16 protein-coding genes and 2 pseudogenes are annotated in these 22,964 nt (G+C 38.0%); 5 read left to right on the top strand and 13 right to left on the bottom strand.

Annotated elements, in window-relative coordinates; translation table 11 throughout:
• The first annotated feature begins 219 nt into the window (after positions 1 to 219).
• Positions 220 to 1,560, top strand: a complete 1,341-nt coding sequence (locus tag ACEN4I_RS11355) for an MATE family efflux transporter (protein ID WP_407102986.1) — start codon at positions 220 to 222, stop codon at positions 1,558 to 1,560.
• Positions 1,561 to 1,796: 236 nt separating this feature from the next.
• Here the strand turns inward: ACEN4I_RS11355 and ACEN4I_RS11350 are convergent, their stop codons facing one another.
• From ACEN4I_RS11350 to ACEN4I_RS11330, 5 genes and pseudogenes are all read right to left on the bottom strand, one after another.
• Entirely contained in the window at positions 1,797 to 2,657 is an 861-nt protein-coding gene (locus ACEN4I_RS11350; protein ID WP_407102987.1) for a DegV family protein, read from the bottom strand.
• Positions 2,658 to 2,711: 54 nt separating this feature from the next.
• Complete coding sequence (locus ACEN4I_RS11345) at positions 2,712 to 3,134, bottom strand: DUF1801 domain-containing protein (RefSeq protein ID WP_407096437.1); 423 nt, start codon at positions 3,132 to 3,134, stop codon at positions 2,712 to 2,714.
• Positions 3,135 to 3,278: 144 nt separating this feature from the next.
• Positions 3,279 to 3,374 (bottom strand): annotated as a pseudogene (locus ACEN4I_RS11340) (SEC-C metal-binding domain-containing protein); the annotation flags it as partial.
• A 1,125-nt stretch (positions 3,375 to 4,499) separates the two neighbouring features.
• On the bottom strand, positions 4,500 to 5,060 hold the full coding sequence (locus ACEN4I_RS11335) for a hypothetical protein (RefSeq protein ID WP_407102988.1): 561 nt from the start codon (positions 5,058 to 5,060) through the stop codon (positions 4,500 to 4,502).
• 121 nt (positions 5,061 to 5,181) lie between these two features.
• Positions 5,182 to 5,616 (bottom strand): VOC family protein, encoded by a 435-nt coding sequence (locus tag ACEN4I_RS11330; protein ID WP_407102989.1) that lies wholly within the window; start codon positions 5,614 to 5,616, stop codon positions 5,182 to 5,184.
• 289 nt (positions 5,617 to 5,905) lie between these two features.
• Here ACEN4I_RS11330 and ACEN4I_RS11325 point away from each other — a divergent pair, with 289 nt between their 5' ends.
• Complete coding sequence (locus tag ACEN4I_RS11325; RefSeq protein WP_407102990.1) at positions 5,906 to 6,955, top strand: hypothetical protein; 1,050 nt, start codon at positions 5,906 to 5,908, stop codon at positions 6,953 to 6,955.
• Positions 6,956 to 6,979: 24 nt separating this feature from the next.
• Positions 6,980 to 7,657: a PspA/IM30 family protein gene (locus ACEN4I_RS11320; RefSeq protein WP_407096441.1), complete on the top strand. Its 678-nt coding sequence runs from the start codon at positions 6,980 to 6,982 to the stop codon at positions 7,655 to 7,657.
• A gap of 457 nt (positions 7,658 to 8,114) precedes the next feature.
• Here the strand turns inward: ACEN4I_RS11320 and ACEN4I_RS11315 are convergent, their stop codons facing one another.
• From ACEN4I_RS11315 to ACEN4I_RS11290, 6 genes are all read right to left on the bottom strand, one after another.
• Entirely contained in the window at positions 8,115 to 8,396 is a 282-nt protein-coding gene (locus ACEN4I_RS11315; protein WP_407102991.1) for a DUF503 domain-containing protein, read from the bottom strand.
• Positions 8,397 to 8,424: 28 nt separating this feature from the next.
• A complete protein-coding gene (locus ACEN4I_RS11310; protein WP_407102992.1) occupies positions 8,425 to 9,951 on the bottom strand; it encodes a pyruvate kinase in 1,527 nt (508 codons plus the stop codon).
• An 11-nt stretch (positions 9,952 to 9,962) separates the two neighbouring features.
• On the bottom strand, positions 9,963 to 11,444 hold the full coding sequence (locus tag ACEN4I_RS11305) for a phosphate:AMP phosphotransferase (RefSeq protein WP_407096444.1): 1,482 nt from the start codon (positions 11,442 to 11,444) through the stop codon (positions 9,963 to 9,965).
• A 204-nt stretch (positions 11,445 to 11,648) separates the two neighbouring features.
• Positions 11,649 to 12,833, bottom strand: a complete 1,185-nt coding sequence (locus ACEN4I_RS11300; RefSeq protein WP_407102993.1) for an MFS transporter — start codon at positions 12,831 to 12,833, stop codon at positions 11,649 to 11,651.
• 145 nt (positions 12,834 to 12,978) lie between these two features.
• Entirely contained in the window at positions 12,979 to 14,184 is a 1,206-nt protein-coding gene (locus ACEN4I_RS11295; RefSeq protein ID WP_407102994.1) for a LysM peptidoglycan-binding domain-containing protein, read from the bottom strand.
• 190 nt (positions 14,185 to 14,374) lie between these two features.
• Positions 14,375 to 15,625 (bottom strand): PQQ-dependent sugar dehydrogenase, encoded by a 1,251-nt coding sequence (locus tag ACEN4I_RS11290; RefSeq protein ID WP_407127748.1) that lies wholly within the window; start codon positions 15,623 to 15,625, stop codon positions 14,375 to 14,377.
• A 924-nt stretch (positions 15,626 to 16,549) separates the two neighbouring features.
• Between ACEN4I_RS11290 and ACEN4I_RS11285 the strand changes: the two genes are divergently transcribed.
• Both ACEN4I_RS11285 and ACEN4I_RS11280 read left to right on the top strand, forming a co-directional pair.
• The gene (locus ACEN4I_RS11285; RefSeq protein WP_407102996.1) at positions 16,550 to 17,740 is read left to right on the top strand and encodes a glycine betaine/L-proline ABC transporter ATP-binding protein; all 1,191 of its coding nucleotides are present in this window, start codon (positions 16,550 to 16,552) and stop codon (positions 17,738 to 17,740) included.
• Position 17,741: 1 nt separating this feature from the next.
• Positions 17,742 to 19,604 (top strand): annotated as a pseudogene (locus ACEN4I_RS11280) (glycine betaine ABC transporter substrate-binding protein).
• A 528-nt stretch (positions 19,605 to 20,132) separates the two neighbouring features.
• On the opposite strand, the gene ACEN4I_RS11275 reads toward ACEN4I_RS11280, so the two are convergent.
• On the bottom strand, positions 20,133 to 22,127 hold the full coding sequence (locus ACEN4I_RS11275; protein WP_407102997.1) for an FtsX-like permease family protein: 1,995 nt from the start codon (positions 22,125 to 22,127) through the stop codon (positions 20,133 to 20,135).
• Positions 22,120 to 22,887, bottom strand: a complete 768-nt coding sequence (locus ACEN4I_RS11270; protein WP_407102998.1) for an ABC transporter ATP-binding protein — start codon at positions 22,885 to 22,887, stop codon at positions 22,120 to 22,122. The genes ACEN4I_RS11275 and ACEN4I_RS11270 overlap by 8 nt, the downstream gene beginning before the upstream one ends.
• Positions 22,888 to 22,964: the final 77 nt, after the last annotated feature.

The following is a 22,964-nucleotide window of genomic DNA, read 5'->3' as shown; positions in this document are numbered from 1 at the left end:
GCTTTTATTACTTTATATTTCTTATCTTCATTCATCGTTAGTATTATCCTTTTCATGATTTTATTTTATCATTTTGGGACATTTTATGCTTCGACCTACTTAGGACATTATCACGTTCGAACGATATTCTTTTTCAATTATTCATTTTCTGTATTGACAACCTTCCTGTGTATTGATACTTTTATAGTATTATTATTTTTTAGAAAAAGAGGCCGTTAAATGAACGAAGAAAATCGTTTAGGTACAGAAAAAATTCCGAAATTGTTAATGGAATTTGCTATTCCGGCTATTATTGGAATGATGGTAAACGGGATTTACAATATTGTAGACAGAATATTTATTGGAAACGCCCCTGGTCTAGGTTCGCTAGGTTTAGCAGCTGTGTCGATTACCTATCCGGTAACATTGGTGTTATTAGCCTTTGCGTTAATGGTTGCTGTTGGTGGAGCTACTATTTTCTCCATTAGCTTAGGTAAAAAAGAAACCGATAAAGCGCAGCATTATTTAGGAAATGCACTGACCTTGGCTATTCTTTTAGGGGCTCTATTTATGATCTTCGGAAATATATTTATTGAGCCGATTTTGGTTTTCTTGGGAGCTAGTGCTAATGTCCTGCCGTACGCAGAGGAATATTTAAGTATTATTTTATATGGAGCTATCTTCCAAGCTATTGCTATGACACTGAATAATTTTGCTCGGGCAGATGGTAGTCCTAGAGTTTCTATGATTAGTATGCTCATCGGAGCAGGTTTCAATATTATTTTTGACTATATCTTTATCGTCCAACTGGGTTGGGGCATGGCGGGAGCTGCTTATGCCACAATTGGTGGTCAATTTCTTTCTATGATTTGGCAGTTATTTTACTTTTTGAGTGCTAGAAGCAATGTTAAGTTAAAGATCAAAAACATGGCTTTAAAAAAATTCTACATCATCTCTATTCTTTCTATAGGTATCCCCGCTTTTATGCTCCAAATCGCTAATAGCGTGTTAAACATTATTCTAAATAATACTTTAGTAAATTATGGAGGAGATGTAGCCGTATCTGTGGCCGGGATTATTACCAGTGCCGTTACTTTGATTATCATGTTTGTTTCAGGCTTGATACAAGGGATGCAGCCGATCACAAGCTACAATTATGGAGCTAGGAAAGGTGACCGTGTCAAAGAAGTATTGAAATTGGGGTCCATTATTGGTGGAGCCATTACCACCCTTGGTTTTTTAGCGATTCAGATCTTCCCAGAATTTGTAGTGATGATGTTTAATCAAGAACCAGCAGTCGTTGAACTAGGAGTACCTGCTATTCGTATCTGGGTACTGGCATTTCCTCTAGTTGGGATTCAAATTGTCTGGGCCAATTATTTCCAAGCTATTGGCGAGGTTCGTCTGGCTAGCTTCTTGAACTTGATGCGGCAAATTATTGTGCTCATTCCATTAATTCTTTTATTCTCTAATCTCTTTGGTTTATATGGAGTCTATTTTGCAGTACCGACCGCTGATTTATTGGCTTTTGGGATTACAACTTACTTATTTAGAAGCCAGTTTAAAAAAGACCGTTTCTAAATTGCAAAATGCTTAATCTAAAAAAAGAGTCATTAGGTTTTCAACTCCTAATGGCTCTTTTTTTGTGAGCATTTGTTAACTAAATCCCCTATAACTCGTAATCTTACAATCTGTAGAGGTTATCTCCAGTCTGCTTAGATGCGTTGTGCTGACCAAAATTTACTCTCTCGTAAGTCTTAACATTTTGCTCCACGCTCTGGTTTAAACGCGCTAATCAAGGCAGCTAAACGCCTTGATTAGCGCTCTGGTTTTTCATTATAGTAGAAAACGCCTACTCCGCCGATTCCTATGTGTGGCCCGAGTACTGCTCCTATTTTGAACAGTTCTATGTTGGCTTCTGGAATGATCTCTTTAATTTTTTCACCAATTATTTTTGCGATTTCCTCATCATCTGCATGACTAATTCCAATTGTTTGCTGCGTAAACTCTCCCACCCCATTTTGGACATCTTTAAGAATGCGTTTAAACACTCTTTTTTCTCCGCGAATCAATTTTTGAATTTTTATCCTGCCCTCTTCTAACTTCAAGTAAGGTCTGATATTTAATGCTGTTCCAACTTGGCCTGCTACTTTTGGTAAACGTCCACCCTTAACCAACCATTCTAAATTGGACACTGTAAAGTGGTATTCCATATGATCCGCACTCCATATGGCAAAGTCTACAATTTCTTCATAAGCACAGCCTTTTTCAATCATTTGCAACAGTTGCAGTGCAATCAAAGCACTACCACCAGCTCCACCTTTAGAATCTACAGCAGTAAACTTTAAATCTGGGTATTTTTCTTTATAACTTTGCATGATTTGATACCCTAAGTTATACGTTCCTGAAAGTTCCGATGATAGAGCTAAATAAATCACATCTTCTTTTTCTGCAACGTATTTATCCAATGCTTTCATCATAGACTCAGCTGAAATTTGCGAGGTCTTGGGAACTATTCCTTGTCGCATATAATCATAGACTGTATCTAATGCGATCTCTTCACCATCTAAATACGATTTTTCTGCAATCGTGATGCTCAAAGGCACCACTTCATAGTCATAATTGGCTTGCATCATTTCATTTTGATCGCAGCCGGAATCTATCATCAATCTTGTCATTCTCTTCTCCTTCAAAGATTGGTTTACCACCCAACCGTTTCTTTCGCATTTCTTTTAGTTCATGCCATGCTCTTTCTGCAAATAGTCTACAGACTCATTGATCAAACGCGTTAAAGCATCTATGTGGATATCTGATAGACGTTTGACATACACGCAACCTTTTCCTTTAGTGTACTTGCCCAACTCATTCAATAGTACAACTTTTCTCTCTTCATTCAACCACAAATAAAGCGAAAACTTTCCTTTTCGGGGAGCAAAACTTGCTAGAGCACTGTCACCTTCATGTCCAGAAGGATATTTATAATGGTAACTACCGAAACCAATGATGCTTTCTCCCCACAGCTTAGCATCAAAACCAGTCGCTTCTCTAAATATCCAGATCAATTCTTTTGTTTCTTGTCTCTGCTGTTCATTTTCAATAGAATCTACGAATGCATCCACATTATGATCTGTTTCTTTTGTTTTAAGTTTTGCCACAATCTTCATCCCACCTTATCTTTATGGATGTATCTGTTGATTTCATTTTAATGGATAGTGTTAAAAATAGAAAGGGCTGTCTCAAAATCGAGTATGGATACTCGATTTTGAAACAGTCCCTTTCGGTAACTCTATTCTATTTGTTTATTTTCCATGACACTTTTTGTATTTTTTACCGCTGCCGCATGGACATGGATCATTACGTCCAACTTTGTGCACCGTTACAGGTTGTTTCACCGGTTTTAAATTAGCAGATTGAACCATTTTGCTTGAGGCTAATTCTTGAATCGTAAAACCGTGATTGTGCCAAGTTCTTGAATGTTCTCTCAGCTCTTTAAACAATTCCACAAATTCCATAACTTCTTCTTTGCTGTCGAATGAGAATCCACGCTTAGTCAAATCTTGGTACAGTTTTTCTCCAGATTTGCCAATAACAGCTCCTTCAACAATCGTATACAAAGCGATATTCTTCGTATCTTCACCAAACTCCTTACGAGTAAGGAAGTTTTTCATGTTCAAGTATTGCAATAAATCCGCATTTATCCAATGGTCTTCATAATACTGAATATCTTCTATAGTCGGCATGAAGTAAGCTATGTGAAGGATACGTTTCAGACTTTCTTGTTCAATCCCCTCTGCATCAAATAATACCGAAGTGATAAGATTCTCATTGAAGATGAACTGAATATCCCAATCCGCTAAGTGAGTAATAGACTCACTGGCATTTTCTTCAGTGATGGCTTCACTATGGTGCTCATTCCACACCTTCACAAATTGTTCTACTGTGTACATGCCGTATAAATGGAGCAATGCCGTCACATACATTGAAAACTCTTGGTATTTAGCAGCTTTTACTGTATATTCTTCGTTATCCTCTAAGCTCTCGATTATTTCTTTTACTTCATCTGCTAAGAAAGGTTGAAATTCACCATCTTCTTCTTCCACATATAAGTATCCATACTCAGCTAAGGCAGCTAAGGGTTTAGCATCTAGGACATCAAAAATCGTTTCATTTTCTTTAAACGAAAGAACCTTTCTAAGCGTTCCTTGACTGTTGTTATCCATAGAGCTTAATAGATGAGGAAGGTTTTCCAGCATCTTTTCTTTCATACTTTCAGCCATTTTAGTTTTTGTATGACTTTTGTAAACTTTTATAGTGTGCTTGTCTGCAATATTCATCATCACGTCTTTTGTGTTTGATTGCAGCAATGTTACCAGCCCATTAGTTGAAGTGCTGGCTGTTGTTTCTTTACCATTCATGAATATTACTCCTGACCTTTTTATATCTTTCATTAGTCTATCTTATTATTTGCTGTAATAGCAACCTTTTTTAGAAAAATAATGCTTTTTCAAATGATTTTTTCATTAAGATAAGATATTCTTCTCTTTCAGCATTTTGCCAGCTTCTTCTATTTCTAATTTTGTTTCATAATACCGATTCCAAACCGTTACTAAGTAATGGACATTTATGTAGCCGAATATTTGCTTAAAAGTTGCGGCGTTACGATAAAAAGAACCAAAATTACCTGTCTCATTGCTAGTTGATACAGTTGAGTCTTGGCTTATTTGTTCAGTCCACTCGTTCGGCATTTTCATTTTTATTTGTCCACTGTCTACATATACAAATAAATAACCTTTTTCAATCCATTTTTGCAGTTGTCTAAACTCTGTTTCTTCAGCATTCTGCAGTTGCAGAAACGCTTCTTTTTCGGTTGAAGAAAAGTAGCTCCATTCAGTTGAAAAATGTTCTTTGATTACTGGAATCAATAACTCGGTGATTTTTGCCTTAGTATAACTTTTTCTTACCTCTACTTGATGCTGTACAGCTAATTGGAACAAAGTATCTTTTTTGTAACTCATTAAGTGATCTGTTAAAGTTTCCTTAGGCATTCCCTTAATGATCCATAAATCTATTGCAGATTCCATACTAACCCCGACTTTCTATACATAATACTCTCATTTTACAACAAATTCGCCTTTTCGTAAAATAAGCGTCAAAAAAGAGGGCTCAACAACAGTCTCCCCCTCCTCACATTGTCCTATTTAGTTATCCATAGGTTGTATATTCTGTATTATCGAATTGATTGAAATCCATAAAACTAATTTCCCACAAATGACCATCTAAATCACTGATGCGTTTAAAATACATCATTTCTTCTTCTCCAGGATTTGATTTGTCTTTTCCTCCTGCTTCAAGAGCTTTATTGAATACTTCGTCTACTTCTTCTTTAGAAGAAAGATTAATGGCTAGGATATTTTCGTTTTCTTTAGTGGTATCTGTTATGCCTTTATGGGTGAAACTGCTGAAGAATTCTTCCATCAATAACATAACATACATATTAGGTCCCAAAACTAAACAAGCTGCATTCTCATCCGAAAAACGCTCATCAAACCCAAAACCTAGTTGCGCGAAAAATGTTTTTGACGCTTTTAGATCTTCCACTGGTAAATTAACAAATAGCTGACTGGCTTTTACTACCATCTGTTTTCACCTCTCTTCTTCATTATCCTGAGTTACCTAAGTAAGCACTGCTGCTTTTCAAAAAAGTCGCTATTTTAGGGCGCTCTGTTATTTGCTTACATTATACTGCTTTTTGTTTGATAGCGCGAAAGTTACGTTGTACATTTTTATATTCGTGAATACTGCTTATATTATTACTGGGTATAGAGTTTTCCGTTACTTCGCAATATCATATAAATTGACAGCGTTTAACACACTGTGCTAGATTTAGGATACTAGCATTAGGTTGCATTAAGGGAGTGACACACATATGGGTAGAGGTGGCGGCAGTAGAGGCGGCGGTAGTCGCGGAGGAGGAGGATCTTTCGGGGGCAGTCGTGGTGGAGCCGGCCGAAGCGGAGGCGGCTTCGGGAGTGGCAGAGGAAGCAGTGGCGGTTTTGGAGGCTTTGGAGGTTCTTCGAGAAACAGAGGTGGTTACAACCGCCCTTCAAGACCAATCTTTATTCCAACTCGTCCCTTCTATGGCTCAAGACCCCGCAGTGGACGTTATTATGGTACTGGTGGCGGCGGAGGAGGTTGCGGCAGCTCTGGTTGCAGCACCCTAATTATCGTTTTACTGGTTATCGGAGCTATTCTGTATTTCTTTGGTTCCAGTTCAATCGGTACCAGCGGCAGCAGTGATATCACCCGTTCCACTATAGAACGAGAAGCACTACCTGAAGGTTCTGTAAATGAAACTGATTACTACACTGATCAAGCAGGTTGGATTGGTAATCAAACCGTTATGACAGACGGACTACACCATTTCTATAATGAAACTGGAGTTCAGCCGCATGTCTATATCACAGATAACATAAACGGTTCTACATCACCTACCAGCGCTGAACTAGAGGAATTCTCGCGAAATTTATATGATGAATTATTTACCGATGAAGCTCATTTATTATTGGTATTCTTCCAAAGAAGTGAAGCTGACTACGGCAATTACATGGATTACTATGTGACTGGAACGCAGGCAAAAAGTGTGATCGATACTGAAGCCGGAGACATTTTGTTGGACTATCTGGATAGGAATTATTACGATGAGAGTCTAACTGAAGAAGAATTTTTCAGTAACTCGTTTCGTGATGCAGCAGATAGAATGATGGAAGTAACCCGCTCTCCATGGATCACCGTCTTTATCATTTTAGGTATCGTAATATTGATTTTCTTGCTTTACACTTGGTGGAAACGAAAACAACAACAAAAGAACTTAGAAGCTAAACGTACAGAAGAAATGTTGAGTAAACCTCTAGATACTTTTGGTGATTCTGCAGCAGAAGATTTGGCAAAAAAATATGAGAACGACAATAAAAAATAAACCCACTTTTAGGAGGAATGCAACATGGCAATTTTAAATCGGTTCCAAGATATCATTAGTGCAAATATCAACGCAATCATCGACAAAATGGAAGATCCGGAAAAAATGATTGACCAGTACCTGCGCGACATGATGGAAGACTTAGCAGAAGTGAAACAAAATACCGCTGGTGTTATGGCTGAAGAAACCAAATCAAAACGCTTAGTAGATGAGAATGAAGCAGAAGTTATGAAATATACAAACTTTGCCAAAAAAGCTGTTGAAGCTGGTAATGATGATGATGCTCGTGTTTTCCTAGCTAAAAAACAAGAATTGGAAGATATCGGGACTGGGTTGGCGAAATCATACGCTTCCGCACATGAAAATGCCTCAAAGATGCGTCAAATGCATGACAAATTGGCTTCGGATATTGAAAAACTTAGAGGCCGCCGTTCAATGATCAAAGCACAAATGTCTGTGGCAGATACACAAGAAAAACTTAATAATGTCAGTGACTCTATTGGAAAAACAGAAGGTGCTATGAGTGCTTTCCAACGGATGGAAGAAAAAGCATCTCGCAGATTGGATGAAGCCAATGCCATGTCTGAATTAAACCAAGAACCCGAAGATCCAGCAAAATCATTGGAAGAAAAATACTCTTCTCAAGGATCTGCTGCAGTTGAAGACGAGCTAGCTCGTCTAAAAGGGGAAATGGGTAAATAATCTTCATTTTAAAGAGCTGGATTCAGGATAGGAATTCCTATCCTGAATCCAGCTCTTTTTTTGATACGGTGATTAAATGGAGAGAAACATGTGCTTAGGATAGCCAGCATGACGGTTATGTTATGTTTATTCCTCAAGTAGGGCTTTATCTTATGTTCACTTGAGGAATAAATCTACTTTATTAGTCAAGTGATAGTTTAATTGGTTGCGGCTTGAAGAGTAAACGTACTTTATTAATCAAGTGAGCAGTCATATAATACTCAGTTGACTAATAATCCACGTTTTCTATTCGAATCCGTGCCCTTTTCTCTCCAGAAGCATTCATAAACATGACTAAAATTAAAATTGGCTGGCATAAGTCCAATAGAATCTCAAACCCAAACCAGCCAATCAGCTACGCATGAACTACACGCTGTTCCTTTGCTCTTTTCTTAAAAAAGTTGCGCAGATCTCTCATTCACGCTTCAAATCGTTCAATTTTATACACTTCTATTGCATATGTTTTTTCGATTTCGCCCAGCACTCTGTCTAAAACTGTATGGCATTGTTGATATTCATTTCCAACTACACTTATGCCAATAACACCCTGATTCAGCATATCCTGCTTGTCAATCTCCGCTATACTGATATTGAATTTGCCATGCATTTTATGAATCATGCTTTTGACTACGCTTCGTTTATCTTTTAGAGAAAACGAATCATCGATCCGAAACATTAATTCCATTCCAACTATTGCCATTGAGTCCACCTCGATTGCCTCTTTTGATTTAGTTATCTTTTTCAACTTCGCGTTTTGCAATGCTCAATGCTCTTAATTTAGGGGTCTTTTTGTATTCGTGCTCGTGCATTTGTTTAATGATTTCGGCTAAGAAGTCTACGCTTTCTACTAAATATTCTCCTTTATTCAACATCACACATTCTGAACGACTACCTTGGGCTGCATCCGTCACTTCTGCTCTAGTGGGGATTCCGCTGGCAACCATATTTTCCAATACTTGCGTTCCCCATACTACCGGCACGTCTGCCGCTTCACAAATCCAGAGAATCTCTTGCTGCAATTCAGCTAATCTCAAGAAACCAGCTTCAACTGCCAAGTCCCCACGAGCGATCATGACGGAAAAAGGATTTTGTCCGGCTGCTGCTACTATGATTTCAGGCAACTTCAGCACACCTTCAACGGTCTCTATTTTAGCCATCAAAGGAACAGAAAGAGCCTTTTCCTCCGTCATTCGTTTTTGCAATTCTTCCTGAATGTGCTGCACATCTTCTGCATTTTTTACAAATGAAAAACCTATAATTTCTGCATGTTTGCAGACAAAATCCAAATCTTGTTTATCTTTGTCAGTAAGGAATTCCATTTTTAATTCCGATTCTGGAAAATTCAGTCCTTTCTCTGCTTTTAAACGAACCCCTTTTTTAGAGTCCACTTTCTTGACCTCGATCATGACTCCCTCATCAATGACTTCTTTCACTATCCCTTCTACAATTCCATCATCTATTTTTATAGGGTCGCCCTTTTTTAAATCATCTAAAATTTCAGGAACACTGCAGCCTAATACCAAATCAACGCCATTTACTTTTTCAGGTATTTCAGCACCCGTTAATAGAAACTTATGCCCCACTTTTACTTTTGGTTTCTTTAACGTAGTGAAAGTCCAACTGACTCGAGCTTTAGGCCCAGCTATATCCATCAGCACCTGGCACTCTTGCCCCAATTTTTTCTCACATTTGCGGATCATTTTAATCATAGCTGACCAGGTTTCAGGGTCATCATGTGCACAATTGATGCGGCCGACATTCATTCCTGCTTTCATTAATTTCTCTATCAGAGAACTGTCTTTGGCCGCTTCATTAGGCAGGGTCACCATGATACGGGTAAAGCGTTCTTTTGGTTTCTTTCCAAATATCGTGGCTGTATTCTTTTCCAATTCTTCATTTCCAGAAATGTAGGACTCGATAGACGGATATTCCAGTTGTTCCGAGCCTATATCCTTTTCCAATATCTTTCCTAAGCTCAAAATAACAGCATTTAGATTGTCCAACACTCTGGATTCCAGTCTTCCAAGTGAGGATAGTCCCCACGGTGTTAAACCTTCTTGGATTTTACGGATGTCATGATTCCGCAGTACTAGATAATAAGCCAAATTACGAACACTTAACTCCTTATGCTCTTTTTTTAAAAACGGTTGCCATTTGTCATATAATTTATTGCCTTCTTCAACAACCTCTTCTCGTAAGGCAATCAGTTTGTCATACAATTTTTCTGGATATTCTAAATAGGTGTTTTTAGACACTTTAGTTCCTCCTAATTCGATTCTTGATGTTCAGCAATAATCTTTTTTGCTTGATTAATAAACGTTTCGAGCACTTGGATACGAGCGTATTTTTTATCTTTTCCTGCTACGATTGTCCATGGTGCTGTTGATGTACTCGTACGTACCAGCATTTCATTCATTGAATCAATGTATTCATCCCATTTTTTACGATTTCGCCAGTCTTCATCGGTTAGTTTGTACACTTTATCTGGCTCGTTTTCACGATCTTTGAAGCGTTGTAATTGTTCCTCTTTATCAATGTACAGAAAGAACTTGACGACAAGCGTACCAAAATTAGTCAACTGAGCTTCCATTTGATTGATTTCTTCGTATGCCCGGTCCCATTCTTCAACCGATGCAAATCCCTCCACTCTTTCGACCATTACACGACCATACCAGCTGCGGTCAAAGATCTTGATATCTCCTCTTTTAGGAAAATTCTGATAAAATCTCCATAGATAATGGTATTGTTCTTCTAACTTATTGGGCGCAGATGTAGTGATCACTTCATAGCCTCGAGGGTCCATTTCTCGAGTCAGTCGTTCAATAGCACCGCCTTTTCCAGCCGCGTCCACTCCTTCAAAAACAAGAATAGTCGGTATTCTTCTAGTATAGAGCTGGAAAGCCAGTTGTTGCGCTTCTAGTTGAAGGGCATCTTTTCGTTCGTCGTATTCCTGATCTGATAAACTAAGAGTCAAATCGACTTTTTCTAACGGTCTTTCTACCTCAGAGTATTCCCGAAAATGCTGAACGCCTCCATTTTTCATCCCCATGATACGGTCGATTCCTTGATGAATTAAATCTATTGACATGCCTAATACTTGTTCAGAAGCTGCTTTTTTATCTTCCGTAGAAATGATATGCCAACGACTGAAAGGAAAATCAGATTTTTCCAGAACCTGTTCAAAGTGTTCCAAATAATCTTTATAATGCTGATACTGTTCTTCATCCCGCTCACTGATCATAAATTCTCTATAAGGATCTTTTTTCAATTCATCGATCCTTTTTTGTTGCGTCTTTTCTTTTTGATGCAAGAAGAACTTCAAGATGATCGCTTTATCATCCAACAGTTCTTTTTCAATGAGACTAATGTCTTGAATTCCTTGCTCCAATTCCTCTTTATTGATCGACAAATCCGTTAATAATTTGAAATAAAAACTGCGGTCAAAAATAGCAACATCTCCTTTTTTAGGGATTTTTTCCCAAAAACGCCACAAAAATGGTCGGGCATTTTCTTCTTCTGTTGGTGTTTCAAAAACACTCACTTTATAAGATTTCGGATTTAATTCACGGACTAAGTCTTTGATGACATATCCCTTTCCAGAAGACTCCCAGCCGTCAACAATGATCAGCACAGGAATGTCCAAATTTTTCACTAGGCGTTGTGCTCTTGCTAACCGCTCCCCTAATTCTTTGCGTTTAAAATTGGTATACAGATTAGCGGTTTCTTTAAATGAAAAGTCCTTTAACATTCTCCCACCTCCGTTTTAGTGTAGCTTTGTATTTATTATAAATTCTTAGCGACATATTTACGAAGAAAACGGTTTATACACCTTCTATATACACAGTCCTGTCTTTGTCAATTGTTGATCATTAAAATAAAGAGGCAGCTTTTCCCTGATCAGAGAAAGCTGCCTGCTTAATTAATTATGCATCGTTCTTCATTCTTTTATCCTTCATTTGCCCAAAAGATCATTGGTTTTGGTGAATAAATAATGGTTCATTTTTTCTGAACTCCACGTCATGAGAATGATACTGAATAAAATATAATAGGGAAAAAGCGCAATGGTATTCATTGAAACTAATCCGCTGAAAACAAGCGGCATAATAGAACTCCCAATATAGGCAAATGCCACTTGCAGCCCCATGACTGACTGAGATGCACTTCTGCCAAATCGATTTGGCGTATCATGCATCATGCTGGGATACATAGGCGCACATCCTAAACCGACCAACAACAGTCCAATCATTGAAAAGAAGTCAGGCAACGGCAAAATCAATACCACACTACCAGCCGCACAAATCACTTGTCCGATACGAATCAAGTTTTTATTGTTGATCGTATAGGTTAAAAAGCCGGAAACCAGTCTTCCTACCGTTATGCCTAAGAAAAACAGCGACGTCCACCGAGCTGCCAGTTCAGGTGGTAAGGCTTTGTATTCTACGAGATAAGTACTGCTCCATAATCCAGTAGTCGTTTCTATGGCGCTGTACAAAAAGAAAGACAATACCGATAATTTAACACTCGATTGTTGGATAACACTTTTTTTAGATTGCTGTTTCTCTTCGTCTTCTGCAGCCATCCGAGTGTCAGCTTGCTCTATTTTCTTCCATCTAGGTAATGCAGTAGCTATAATCACTACTAAGGCCAGCTGTAGAATACCAATCGTTAAATATCCGTTTTCCCAACTGCCACGCGCAATGAAAAAAGACAAAATCAGTGGCCCGAGCGTTGCTCCCAATCCCCAGAAACTATGTAACCAGCTCATATGGCTGGCTTTGAAATATAATGCCACAAAGTTGTTTAGTGCCGCATCCACCGATCCTGCTCCCAATCCTAAGGGAATCGCTAAGACACATAACCACCAAAACGCAGGTAAAAAAGCAAAACCGAGTAAAGCAACCGCTGTAAGGAAGATACTGACCAGTGTCACTTTTCCTGTACCGAATCGTTTCAACATTCTCCCACTTAGTAAGCTGGACACCACTGTTCCTACAGTCGTAATAACCGAAATCCAGCTGACTGAAGAAATCGAAACCCCTAACCCCTGATACATAGCTGGCCAAGCAGAGCCCAGCAATGAATCTGGCAGTCCTAAACTGATAAAGGACACATACACAATCACCAAAATCAACGTCATTTAATTTATTCCTTTCATTCTTACAGAAATGTTGTAATCGCTTTTTATCTCTTTAAGTGTACTGTTTTTCTTTAAAATAGTACACGAAAAATAAAAGAAAAATCCAAGGATCTCATTCTTGGATTTTTCTTTTATTTCGATACGCTTAATTTGGGATTGTCAATATCTGTCCGATTCGAATCAGATTGAGATTAGCCATATTATTGGCTTTCGCGATCTCTAAGGCTGTCGTGTTGTATCTTTGTGCGATTCGATATAACGTATCTCCAGCTTTAACTGTATATTTGACAGGGGTCGTAGGCGGTGGTGTGGTTTGAGAGCGTGTTGGAATCGTCAATATTTGGCCGACTCGAATCAAACTTGGGTTGGTGATTTTATTTGCTACAACGATTTGTTGTACCGTTACACCATATCTTAGTGCAATCGCATAAAGTGTGTCTCCAGCTCGAACAGTATGTCTTAGACTAGTAGGAGGAGGTGTTGTCCCGCCAGATCCTGGAATCGTCAATACTTGCCCGACTCGAATCAAATTCGGATTAGCCAAGCGATTGGTTGTTGCCAGTTGTTGAACGGTCACTCCATAACGTAACGCAATGCTGTACAATGTTTCTCCTGCTTTAACAATATGTGTTCTCCCACTTGTAGAAGAACTTTGATACGTTAATAGTTGAGAAACAGTCACAAATTTATATCCCAAAGCTTTTAATTTACTGATCATTCCGGGTAAAGCTTCAGGAGTAAACGTATCTTGTCCTGCATGCATCAACACAATAGCACCTGGTACGATGTTATTAATCACTTTATTAGTCATCGTTGCGGCAGAGTCTCCTCGCCAATCAACCGTATCAATTGTCCACATGATCGTTTTGGTATATCCCATTTCTCCTACCGTATTCAAAACGGTAGTACTGGACGCACCAAACGGCGGTCTAAAGAGCGGCTTAGTTGTTTTCCCGGTAGCATTTTTGACCATGGTCTCGGTTCTATTCAATTGGTCTTTCATTTGAGTGGTTGAAATTTTAGTAAAATCAGGATGGTTGAAGGAATGGTTCCCAATCTCGTGGCCTTGATTGACAATATTGCGAATCAAATTAGGGTGTTGTTGAGTGGCGGCTCCAGTAAGGAAGAAAGTTGCTTTAATATTGTTTTTAACTAAAATAGCCAAGATTTCGTTGATATGTCCGCCATCACTTCCGTCATCAAATGTGAAAGAAACGACTTTAGTGGTAGTATTTACTCGATAAACAGCTTGAGAGGGTGCTGCAAAGACCGGCACTGCTAAAGAAAACATCACCAGCAAGGAGGCAACTAGTGCTGCAATTACTTTCACTAGTTGAAATTTTTTTATCATCTCTATCACCCATTCTTTCTCATTCAAGCCTTAGCATGCGGGTGTGGAATAAACAGACGACAAAAGGAAGGATAGCTTTTTTATCATGGACATTCCTCCTACAGCTCATTATTGGTTCATCTTTTTTCACCTTTATTATACTTTATTTTTGCATCCATATACATCACAACAGACTATATAACAGCACAAATTAATTCGTTTCTTGAAGGCGATACAGTTTGCCGTTGAAGTCTACAATAATCAATTCTCCCTTTTCATCTAAGCCAAATGAAGAAATCATTAAGTCTGTATCAGCAATCTCCACATTGTCTACAGACTCATTGTCCGTCACCCAAAGTGCCCATAGTTTTCCGGACACAAAATCTCCGTATATATACATCCCTTTTAGGCTGCTATTGTCTTCACCATTATAAACATATCCTCCTGTAATAGATTGCCCTTCAGAATGATCGTATTCCCAAATAGGTTCTTCCAGATCAAGTTCTTCCATTGAATCCTCAGACGCATATTCCATTGTACCTTCCATCAAACGCCAACCGTAATTTTTGCCGGTTTCTATCAGCTTGATTTCTTCCATAGCATTCTGTCCGACATCCGACAACCATATCCATTTACGTTGTACATCAAAGCTAAACTTCCAAGGATTACGCAGTCCATAAGCAAAAATTTCTTCTCGATAACCTTGATCGTTTCCAGCAAATGGATTATCTTCAGGAATCCCGTAAGGCAATCCGTTTGTTGAATTATCTACATCAATCCGCAGCAATTTGCCATAAATTTCATCTAGTGATTGTGCATTGTCTTGAGGATCTCCGCTTCCTCCTCCATCTCCGGTTCCAACATACAAGTAGCCATCTGGTCCAAAAGCAATATGTCCCCCATTATGATTTGTATAAGGTTGTGGAAATTCCATCAGAGTCATTTCACTGTCCAGCGCTGTTTCGTAAGTCAATGGGTCAGCTTCAAAACGAGACAACTTAGTTCCTTGTCCATTTGTGTAATTCACATAAAAATACCCATTTTCACTAAATTCTGGATGAAATGCCAATCCCAATAGTCCCATTTCATTTCCCGCTAAACTGATCTTATCGCTTAGATCGATAAAAAGTTCTTTTTCAGCCGCATCCGGTAAATTTTCAAACGCATAAATCTTGCCAGTCCGCTCGACTACAAAAACAGTATTCGAATGGTCACTTGCTGCAGTAAAAAAGAGCGGTTGTTCAAAAGTTAGATTTTCATAAGCTTCTATTATTTCATAGGCTGCAGGTTCAAATTCTTCAGAGACATCTTCCGATTGTTTTGGAGATTCTGAGGCTTTTTCAGCGGATTCACTTGAAGATTCAACTTGACTGTTTGAGGGCATTTCTTCATCTTTTGAGGATTCGCACGATACGAGTAAGGGGAAAGAAAATAGTAGGAATAACAATATTATTTTCATCATATGGAACTCCTTTCAGTAAAACAACTTTCTTCTATTGATATAGGCGGTTTCGATACTCATTGAGGACAGGTAGCTGGAAATAGACAGGTTCATTTTAAAAATAAGCGGATGGATTAAAAAAGGAAGGAACCTCTGTTAGGCTCCTTCCTCTCATATGTGCAACACGTGTACTCACATTTTTATTTTCGATGCCACTTCTCATAAATGGTCTTACTACAACTAGATAGATGTCACTAAAGATTTTCTGAACTAAACTTTTTACATCTTGGTTCTTTGAATCTTTATTCTTAGAAGAGTGTTCTTTGAATAGTGTTTCTAAAAATCTAGCTGTGAGATACTCCGTGCTGCTATGATAGTAGATCCTAGTTTGATGTCTTCAATAATATTATAAATCTACGAAGTACATCAACTAAGATACTTTGGGTCAACAGCTCTACTTAAACCGTTAACCTAAGAACCTTATAAAAAGGTTCTTCTAAAGAGCGGCATGCTCTTTCTTTTCTTATCTAATGTTTCTGGCATGTCCCTCTTTACACATAGAATATAACATGAAAGCGTTTGCTTGTCAACCGAATAACCACTTTTTTTAAAATAAATTGCACAAAAAGCTAGTTATTTTACGTTGCTACGTATTTTTCCCTTTTATTTAGAAACCCCAAAATTTTAACGCGTATCAAATTGACTATTCTCAATTTCTCATAAATTTCTTAGAGAGCTTCCACAACAGTTTTCGTAAGCGATAACAATCCGATTTGCGTCCAAGTGTTATTTTACATGCCAGTTTCATGTATGTTACGGTTAGTTTTGTGTTCAAGACGCGGAAATAAAGAAAAAACATTTAAAAAGACGATGGAATCAACCTTTTGCACACCTTAATACACTATTTGATTTCATTTAGTTTTAAAATAAAGGAGTTGAACTTTTTTGCCTAAAGTAACTGTTGAAAATTTGTCAAAAGTTTTTGGAAAAAAAGAAGAACAAGCTTTAAAATTGGCTGACCAAGGAAAATCGAAAGCTGAGATCCTTGAAAAAACAGGGGCCACTCTTGGTGTAAACAACGTTAGTTTTTCTGTTGAACAAGGAGAAATATTTGTTATTATGGGGCTTTCTGGAAGTGGTAAATCGACACTCGTTCGTTTGTTGAACCGCCTGATTGAACCTTCTAAAGGAAATGTCTTTATCGACGGAAACAATGTTTCTAAAATGGGTAAAGACGATTTACGGAATATGAGAAGAAAAGAAATGAGCATGGTTTTTCAAAATTTCGGATTATTTCCTCAACGTACAATATTGGAAAATACGGAATATGGTTTAGAAATTCAAGGAATGGATAAAGCTGAACGTCGTCACCGTGCAGAAAAAGCATTAGATAACGCAGGCTTACTTCCCTATAAAGATCAATTTCCACATCAGCTTTCAGGTGGGATGCAACAACGTGTTGGGTTAGCGCGTGCTTTAGCTAACGATCCTGAAATCTTGTTAATGGACGAGGCCTTTTCAGCATTAGATCCTTTGATTCGTCGTGAAATGCAAGACGAATTAGTTGAGATGCAAGATAAAATGAATAAAACCATTATTTTTATCACTCATGATTTGAATGAAGCCTTGCGCATTGGAGACCGTATTGCATTAATGAAAGACGGGGAAATTGTCCAAATCGGGACTGGTGAAGATATTCTTACGAATCCAGCAAATGATTATGTAGAACGATTTGTTGAAGATGTTGATCGCGCTAGAGTGTTAACTGCTGAAAATATTATGGCTCGTCCTACAGTATTAAAACTAGGTACTGACGGTCCGAATGTTGCCTTGCGTCGTATGGAACAAGAAGGTATATCCAGTATATTAGTAGTCGATGACAACCGTAAATTATACGGATATGTTACAGATGAAGGTGCTGCTGTTGCCGTTAAGAGACAAGAAAAAACATTTGACAAAGTCTTGAGAACCGATATTCCTACAGTAGAACGTGGCACTCTGATCAGTGAAATTTTTGAAGTTATCCATGATGCTTCGACTCCAGTAGCTGTTGTAGAAGATGGAAAATTATTAGGAATCATTGTTAGAAGCCTTGTCATTGGCGCACTAGCAAAAGATAGCGAGGTGTCTTTATAAGATGGAAAACAGTATATTAGATAACATCCCAGAATTACCTGTTGCAGAATACGTTGAGACATTTATGGATTGGCTGACAGAAGTATTCGAACCATTATTTGATTTTATTCAGTCTTTTAGTGAAATAATCATGGAAGGTTTGACAGATCTTTTGCTTCTCGTTCCCCCTCTTCTCTTTATTGTTATCATCGCGGCAATTTGTTTCTTCGCATCTGGTAAAAAATTTGGATTAGCAGCTTTTTCAATTGTTGGTCTATTGTATGTTCAAAACCAAGGTCTTTGGGAAGACTTGATGAACACAATTACTTTGGTAATCATATCTAGCTTGATATCCGTTATCATCGGTGTGCCACTAGGAATCCTAATGGCTAAAAGCAAATGGGCAAACTCTATCGTTACCCCTATTTTAGACTTTATGCAAACTATGCCCGCCTTTGTGTATTTGATTCCTGCTGTAGCTTTCTTCGGAATCGGTATGGTACCAGGAGTTTTCGCTTCTGTTATCTTCGCTCTTCCTCCTACAGTTCGTATGACAAACCTAGGTATTCGTCAAGTTTCAGGAGAATTAGTAGAAGCTGCTGATTCATTTGGTAGTACTGGTTCACAAAAATTATTCAAAGTAGAATTGCCATTGGCTAAATCAACTATCATGGCTGGTATCAACCAAACCGTTATGTTAGCTCTATCTATGGTGGTTATCGCATCAATGATCGGTGCACCAGGATTAGGTTCCGAAGTACTTTCTTCTCTACAAAGAGCACAAGTAGGAACAGGATTCGTATCGGGACTAGCATTAGTAATCCTAGCCATCATCATTGACCGACTAACACAAAAATTCACTAAGTAAGACTAGAGAGTGGAGCAAAGCGTTTTAGAGCAGAGAGTGAAATAAGGCGCTTAGCTCACACTATTATTCAACCGAACAAACCCGCATAGCGGATAAAAAAAGCACAAAAAGGAGAGTTTTAATTTGAAAAAAATGAATTGGAAACGTCTAGGATTAACGGCCACATTAGGAACATCGTTACTATTAGCAGCTTGTTCTTCAGGCGATGAAACATCTCAAGAAGATACTGTTGGAAAAGGTGAAGAAATCGAGTTATCTTATGTTGCATGGGATACAGAAATCGCTTCTACAAACGTTATTGGTAAAGTATTGGAAGACTTAGGTTATGACGTAAAATTAACCCAATTAGACAATGCTATTATGTGGGAATCAGTGGCAAGCGGAGAAGCTGATGCAATGGTAGCTGCTTGGTTACCAGGAACTCATGGTGCTCAATTTGAAGAGTACGGTGACCAAATGGTTGACTTAGGCCCTAACTTAGAAGGCGCTGCTATTGGTTTAGTTGTTCCATCTTACATGGATGTTGATTCTATTGCTGATTTAACAGATGAAGCTGATATGACAATCACTGGAATCGAACCTGGTGCTGGTGTTGTAGCTGCTACACAACAAGCTGTTGAAGATTATGACAATTTAGAAGGATGGGAAGTTCAAACTTCTTCTTCTGGCGCTATGACAACTGCTTTAGGACAAGCTTATGAAAACGAAGAAGAAATTGTTGTTACTGGTTGGTCTCCACATTGGAAATTCCAAAGCTATGACCTGAAATACTTGGAAGATCCAGAAGGTTCATTTGGTGAAGCTGAAACGATCAACACAATGGCTCGTGAAGGCTTAGAAGAAGAAATGCCTGAAGCTTACCAAGTGTTGGACCAATTTGAATGGACAACAGCAGATATGGAAGCTATTATGTTAGACATTCAAGAAGGAACAGATCCGGAAGACGCAGCTGCAACTTGGGTTGAAGAAAATCAAGACAAAGTTGCTGAATGGACAGAAGGCGTAACAGCAGAATAATTTTAATTGTAAAAATAGCTTAGCCCACATTTGTTGTGGTGTTAAGCTATTTTTTTACATATTCCCTTTTCTATTAGGCTCTTCATCTTCTAGCGTTGGTAAAGAAATTTCCTCCGGCCTATGGGGTTGCTTATGGAAAGCCATGGGACCGCCTTGAGCCGAAGCCGTTGGAGCGTTAGCGACGTACGGATACGGTATGCGAAGCGAAGCGGAGAACAAACTTAGTGTAACGGCTAAAGCCTAACACTAAGTAATTACCATGCTTGGGCGTATGCCCACAGTGTTTCCTTTTTTTTCCTCCTCTTCATGGCTATAAGCAACCCCCTATTCCTCCTGAAATTTCTAAGAATGAATTTCTAACAAGGTTTGAATGGAAAAACCAGTTTTTACTTACCAACGCCATAAATTGTAGAACCTTCTATTAATCATATCCATCCTAAATCTATTTCCATGGGATCAATATACGGACTTTATTCATAAAAAACAGTTCTTTTGACGGTCTGAGTGACCATCAAAAGAACTGTTTTTTTATTTTACAATGGAGAAATAAACTCTTGAAGTCACTCGATAAATGATCCAGTATAAAAGACTGAAGCACAGTACTACACCTATAATTGATAAAATAATCAATCCTTGATCTACCAACCCGAACAGCAAGAGTAGCTTGCTGATAATCGGAAACGCAAAAGCTGTGTGTATAACAGCTAATATCAACGGTAAAAAGAACATCCATACAATTTGGGAACGTGTAGATTTTTGAATGGTTTTCTCATCAAGACCTACTTTTTGCATGATTTGGAATTTTTCTCTATCGTCGTATCCTTCTGAAATTTGTTTGAAGTATGTGATCAAAGCGGCTCCAAATGTGAATAATCCTCCTAGAAATATTCCCATAAACAACAGTCCGCCATTCATTTGATACCATTCCTCTCGTAAAACTTCTTTAGCTCTATAACTTAACGAGTACTCTTCCAAATCATAGATAATATCTGTCAAGTCTTCGGCATAAGCCATTTTTTCTTCTGCTATACCGCTAGTATCCCATTGCACAGTAGCAAAACCATCAAAATAATCATCTGGATAAAGTTCTGCGTAATCTTTTACGATCGACTGCATCTCTTCTGCTCCGTTTGTCAACACTACTGTAGTTCCTACAACATCAGTTCTTAACATTCTCTCTATTTGATCGGTAATTATATTGCTCATATCAGAATCTTTGATTTGGTGGACTGGGTAAGCTTGTTTTCCTAATTTTATAGTTGGCTGGGTATATTCGTTCTTAGAATCTAAAACTACTACTTCATTGCCTTCTAGATCTATTGAAACACCTGTTATGTTTTCAATGTCCTCTTTAGGAATGAAAATCGCCTGAGTCTCTACAATATCCCCCTGTAGACTAGATTTAAAAACAAATTCATCTCCTTCTAAAACTCCTGTTAACGAGTTGTATCGGTAAGCTACTATATCCTCTATTGACAATTCTCTTCTCTCTGTTTCATTCACAACCAACTCTTGAAAATTTGTCATGTCTTCAAAGTCAGCTTCATACATAGCAACCTCATTTTCATAAGGGAATTGTATGTTTATTGACGCTTCCGAACCTACAAAGATAGCTGCTGTTGTTGAAACAGCTACAATCACCATCGTGGCCAATACAGAAATATTGGCTAATCCAACTGCATTTTGTTTCATTCGGTACAACATACCTGAGATAGAAATAAAAGCATTTGGACGATAGTACAATTTCTTGTTCTTTTTCATTGCTTTTAGAATGAAAATAGATCCAGAAATAAACAATAAATAAGTTCCAATAATGACTAAGAGAACAGCTAAAAAGAAATAAATTATCGCACTCATCACATCTTCAGTGGAAAGTGATATCCAATAGCCGGCTCCTAAAGAAACTAATGAAAGAAGAAACAATAGAAGCGAACTCTTAGGCTCTTTCTCTCCTGTTTGTTTACCTCTAACCAGTTGAATTGGATTTGAAAATGTCACTTGACTGATATTATACAAAAAAGCTAAAAAGAAAATCGCAGTAAAACCAGCCGCAGTAATTCCTGCTGTTTCGATAGAGAATGGATATTCCATACTGACTGGAAGTTTTAGTACATAATTTAATCCTAAAAATACAAATCGGCCTATAATCTGCCCACTAATAATTCCTATAAAGATACTTCCGATACTCGTAATCAATGATTCGATCAATAGAACAAACGCAACGTGTTTTTTCTTCATCCCTAAAATAGCGTAAAGTCCGATTTCTTTCTTTCGTCTTTTGATTAAAAAACTATTCGTGTACAAAATAAAAATCAAGGAAAAAAAGCCGATAATTACTGATCCAAGCGAAAGTAATTGAACTACAGTACCCGAACGTTCTCTCAGGTAATCATTCTGCACTAACGACGTCATCAAGTAAAACATAGTAACTGTTGCAATCGATGACATGATATAAGGAACATAAATTTGTTTATTGGACTTGATATTTCTGACAGCCAACTTCGCAAATAATTGCTTAGTCATGTTGCTCACCTCGATTGATCAATACCATCAGAGTTTGAGTGATTTTTTCCATAAATTGATCGACAGTTTGGTTACCGCGATAAATTTCATTGAATACCACCCCATCTTGGATAAACAATACTCGGTTGGAATGAGCTGCTGCTCGCGTACTATGCGTTACCATCATAATCGTCTGTCCAGCTTGATTGATATTTTCAAACGTCTCCAGCAAGCTTTGAGAGGCTTTAGAATCCAATGCACCTGTCGGCTCATCAGCTAAAATCAATTTTGGTTGTGTGATCAAGGCTCTAGCAACTGCAGCCCGTTGTTTTTGTCCACCTGAAACTTCATAAGGGTAATGTCCGATCAATTCAGCGATCCCTAATTTCTCTACGATCGGCAATAAGCGGTTTTCCATTTCTTTTACTGGAGTGTTGGATAACACTAATGGCAAAAGAATATTGTCTTTGATCGAAAAATTATCCAGCAGATTAAAATCTTGGAACACAAATCCAAGGTCATTTCGCCTAAATTCAGATACCTTGCTGTCTTTAATATCTGCTAAGTTTTTTCCTTCTAGTAATACTTCTCCAGATGTTGCAGTATCTAGAGTAGACAAAATGTTCAATAAGGTGGTTTTCCCCGATCCGGATTCTCCCATCACAGAAACAAATTCCCCTTTTTCAACTGTAAAGTTGACATCTTTCAACGCTTCTACTTTTTGATTTGAGAAACGAGTTGCATATGTTTTTTTCAAATGATTTACTTCTAATAAAGTCATTCTATTTCCTCCTCTTGTTCTAACTACATCTATTGTATGCTACTAGAACAATTGGCGCCTTTATCTATCCTTACAAA

The organism is Desemzia sp. FAM 23990, assembly GCF_045528485.1.
Lineage (GTDB): Bacteria > Bacillota > Bacilli > Lactobacillales > Carnobacteriaceae > Desemzia.
This window is presented reverse-complemented; position numbering and strand designations above follow the sequence as displayed.

What these genes read in the sequence shown, in the direction of transcription:
- ACEN4I_RS11355 (WP_407102986.1), top strand. Translation starts at nt 220, where the DNA reads ATGAACGAAGAAAATCGTTTAGGTACAGAAAAAATTCCGAAATTGTTA.
- ACEN4I_RS11350 (WP_407102987.1), bottom strand. Translation starts at nt 2,657, where the DNA reads ATGACAAGATTGATGATAGATTCCGGCTGCGATCAAAATGAAATGATG.
- ACEN4I_RS11335 (WP_407102988.1), bottom strand. Translation starts at nt 5,060, where the DNA reads ATGGAATCTGCAATAGATTTATGGATCATTAAGGGAATGCCTAAGGAA.
- ACEN4I_RS11330 (WP_407102989.1), bottom strand. Translation starts at nt 5,616, where the DNA reads ATGGTAGTAAAAGCCAGTCAGCTATTTGTTAATTTACCAGTGGAAGAT.
- ACEN4I_RS11325 (WP_407102990.1), top strand. Translation starts at nt 5,906, where the DNA reads ATGGGTAGAGGTGGCGGCAGTAGAGGCGGCGGTAGTCGCGGAGGAGGA.
- ACEN4I_RS11320 (WP_407096441.1), top strand. Translation starts at nt 6,980, where the DNA reads ATGGCAATTTTAAATCGGTTCCAAGATATCATTAGTGCAAATATCAAC.
- ACEN4I_RS11315 (WP_407102991.1), bottom strand. Translation starts at nt 8,396, where the DNA reads ATGGCAATAGTTGGAATGGAATTAATGTTTCGGATCGATGATTCGTTT.
- ACEN4I_RS11305 (WP_407096444.1), bottom strand. Translation starts at nt 11,444, where the DNA reads ATGTTAAAGGACTTTTCATTTAAAGAAACCGCTAATCTGTATACCAAT.
- ACEN4I_RS11300 (WP_407102993.1), bottom strand. Translation starts at nt 12,833, where the DNA reads ATGACGTTGATTTTGGTGATTGTGTATGTGTCCTTTATCAGTTTAGGA.
- ACEN4I_RS11295 (WP_407102994.1), bottom strand. Translation starts at nt 14,184, where the DNA reads ATGATAAAAAAATTTCAACTAGTGAAAGTAATTGCAGCACTAGTTGCC.
- ACEN4I_RS11290 (WP_407127748.1), bottom strand. Translation starts at nt 15,625, where the DNA reads ATGATGAAAATAATATTGTTATTCCTACTATTTTCTTTCCCCTTACTC.
- ACEN4I_RS11275 (WP_407102997.1), bottom strand. Translation starts at nt 22,127, where the DNA reads ATGACTAAGCAATTATTTGCGAAGTTGGCTGTCAGAAATATCAAGTCC.
- ACEN4I_RS11270 (WP_407102998.1), bottom strand. Translation starts at nt 22,887, where the DNA reads ATGACTTTATTAGAAGTAAATCATTTGAAAAAAACATATGCAACTCGT.